The 2,769-nt window shown below is 70.6% G+C and carries 4 protein-coding genes; 2 read left to right on the forward strand and 2 right to left on the reverse strand.

The annotated features are described in order from the left end of the window. Positions 1-811 (reverse strand): alpha-amylase family glycosyl hydrolase (locus ACQKIP_RS44550; protein WP_427745604.1); only part of this gene is annotated, 811 nt, incomplete at its 3' end. A 69-nt stretch (positions 812-880) separates the two neighbouring features. Continuing rightward, positions 881-1,363 carry a pep a2 gene (locus ACQKIP_RS44555; RefSeq protein WP_365860804.1) on the reverse strand — a complete coding sequence of 161 codons (483 nt, stop codon included), beginning with the start codon at positions 1,361-1,363 and terminating at the stop codon, positions 881-883. A gap of 300 nt (positions 1,364-1,663) precedes the next feature. On the opposite strand from ACQKIP_RS44555, the gene ACQKIP_RS44560 reads away from it, so the two are divergent. Then, positions 1,664-1,906, forward strand: a complete 243-nt coding sequence (locus tag ACQKIP_RS44560) for a DUF5133 domain-containing protein (RefSeq protein WP_365861183.1) — start codon at positions 1,664-1,666, stop codon at positions 1,904-1,906. Between the two features lie 93 nt (positions 1,907-1,999). Further along, on the forward strand, positions 2,000-2,769 hold a 770-nt coding region (locus ACQKIP_RS44565), incomplete at its 3' end, for a maltotransferase domain-containing protein (RefSeq protein WP_427745605.1).

A 2,769-nucleotide genomic window follows, 5' to 3' on the forward strand; every position in this document is an offset into this window, starting at 1 on the left:
CCGCGGTGTGGTTGTAGACCACGTCGAGGATCACTTCGAGCCCGGCCTTGTGCAGCGCCTTGACCATGGACTTGAACTCGGTGACCTGCTCGCCCCGCGAGCCGTGCGCCGCGTAGGCGTTGTGCGGCGCGAAGAAGCCGATGGAGGTGTAGCCCCAGTAGTTGGACAGGCCGCGGTCGCGCAGGAACCCGTCCTGGATGTACTGGTGCATGGGCATCAGCTCGACCGCGGTCACGCCGAGCGACGTGAGGTGGTCGATGACCGGCTCGGTCGCGAGTCCCGCGTAGGTGCCCCGCAGTTCGGCGGGAACATCGGGGTGCGTGCGGGTCAGGCCGCGCACATGTGCCTCGTACACCACGGTCTCGGCGTACGGCCGCCGGGGCGGTCTGTCGTCCTCCCAGGCGAAGTACGGGTCGGTGACCACCGAGAGCGGGGTGTGCGAGGCGCTGTCGGCCGGTTCGGGTCCCTGCGCCGCGTGCTCGTAGAGCGAGGGGTCGTTGTCCATCTGCCCCTCGACGGCCCTGGCGTAGGGGTCGAGGAGCAGTTTGGCGGGGTTGCACCGGTGGCCCGCCGCCGGGTTCCAGGGGCCGTGCACCCGGTAGGCGTAACGCTGGCCGGGACCGATCCCCGGCAGGTAGCAGTGCCAGACGAAGCCGTCGACTTCGGAGAGCGGCACACTGCGGTGCGTGTCGTCGTCGCCGACGAGCACCAGCTCCACGTGTTCGGCCACCTCGCTGAACAGCGCGAAGTTGGTTCCTTCACCGTCGGATGTGGCGCCCAGGGGAAATGGGGCTCCGGTCCAGGTGCGCACGCAACTGCCTCCCTGCGGACGGGTGGTTCTGGGTGAGGCACGGCACCGCGTGGGGCCACGGCACGGCGTTCAGACGGGCGGGCCCGCGAGGACGGCGGCGGGCATGTCCCGCGGCACTTGCATCGCCTCGCGCAGGCTGGGGCCGGGCGTCCCGGGGGACAGCCGGGCGTGTTCGGTCGCACGCACGCGGCGCGAGAACCAGATGATCTTGCCGTCCGTCGACGGGCAGCTGCCCCAGCCGTCGCTGAGCGCGGCGATCTGCGTCAGGCATCCCTGCGGCCCGTAGTGCCGCTGGGGAAGTTCACGGTTGTTGTCCGACACGGCGGTGATGAGGTGCTGGCCGTTCCACCACATCTCCACGACGGCCTGCTTGTCCGCTCCGTGCTCCTCGATCGCGCGCAGCAGCACTCCGGTGCAGTAGCCGACGGGTTCGACGAGAACCGCAAGGCCCCAATGCTTCAGATGCGCGACCAGAATGCGCCTGACCTGCTCTGTCCTCTCCGTGCTGACCTCCACGTCGAGGTGGTAGTAGCAGGGGATCGCGGCTTTCATCGCTCCTGGCTCCTCTCGGCGAAGCTCCCGGTCCTTCTCGGTCCTGCGACCGAGCCCCGAACACGGAACGTGAGCATTGATCACTTCTGCGTCAGTCTCAGGGTGCGAGCGCTACTCCATTTGCGCAACAGGAGCCCCCGGCGCCTCCACACGCTCAACAGGACGCTGGGTGCTCATGCGTGCACCATGAGTCATGAAGGTTGACCGGTGCGTACCACCGGTGTCTGCGCGCGGGACGGGTTCGCACCATCCAGGTGCATACCTCGCGCGCCCTCAGCGAACGAGAAGGTGACCCGCGTGGTGCTGCTGCCTACAAAGGCCGATGTCGCACGGCATTTGGGGGACTACCGGGAATGGGAGCGGCTGCTGCTCGCCCATCCCGCGGACAGCTCCGTGCGGATGCGCTTCGAGGACACCGCGTACACCCTTTGCGTACTGATGGGCGAGTGCACGGCCCGGGTCGCCGCCGACGCGGCAGAGCTCTACCTGCGCCCGCGCACCACACGCCGGGCACGACCGCCCCTGGACCTCCGGGGGCGATGACGGATACGCGGCTCCCGCGAATCCACGTAAGGACGGGCGCAGCACGTATGGACGGGCGCACATCGGGGCGCGAACTCGGCGGAGGAGAGAGCGATGACGTCAGCGCCCAAGGCGGCCCCCGCCCCCACCACGGCTCCCGGGACGGCCCCCGTTCCCACGGCCGGCCCCACTGCCGGCCCCACCGCCGTCTCCACGCCCGTCCTGGACGTCCGCCCGGTCGTCGATTGCGGACGGCGCCCGGCGAAGGCGGTCTCCGGCGAGACCTTCCAGGTCACGGCCACCGTCTTCGGCGAGGGCCAACTGGCGGTCGGGGCCAATGTCGTCCTGCTCGGTCCCGGCGACTCCGGCGACTCCGGCGACTCCGGCAAGGGCAGCGGCCCCTGGACCCCCATGCGGGAACTGTCCCCGGGCAGCGACCGCTGGGGCGCGGACGTCACCCCGGACGCCGAGGGGCACTGGACCTACGCCGTGGAGGCCTGGGCGGACCCCGTGCGGGGCTGGCGGCACGCCGCCGGGATCAAGGTCCCCGCCGGCATCGACGCCGGGCTGATGCTCGAAGAGGGCGCGCTGCTGTACGAGCGCGCGGCACTGGGAGCTCCCGAAGGAACGGAACGGCAGGTGCTCCTCGCCGCCGCCGAAGCCTTGCAGGACGACTCACGGACCCCGGCCGAACGCCTGGCGGCCGCGCTGACTCCCGGGGTGGACGCGGTACTGGCGCGATATCCCCTGCGTGACCGGCTCTCCCGCTCCCCGGCGCTTCCCTTGCTGGTGGAGCGTCCGCGGGCGTTGTTCGGGTCCTGGTACGAGTTCTTCCCGCGCTCGGAGGGCGCGATCGTCAAGGAGGGCGAGCCGCCGCGCTCGGG

Source organism: Streptomyces sp. NPDC059900 (assembly GCF_050270335.1).
Lineage (GTDB): Bacteria > Actinomycetota > Actinomycetes > Streptomycetales > Streptomycetaceae > Streptomyces.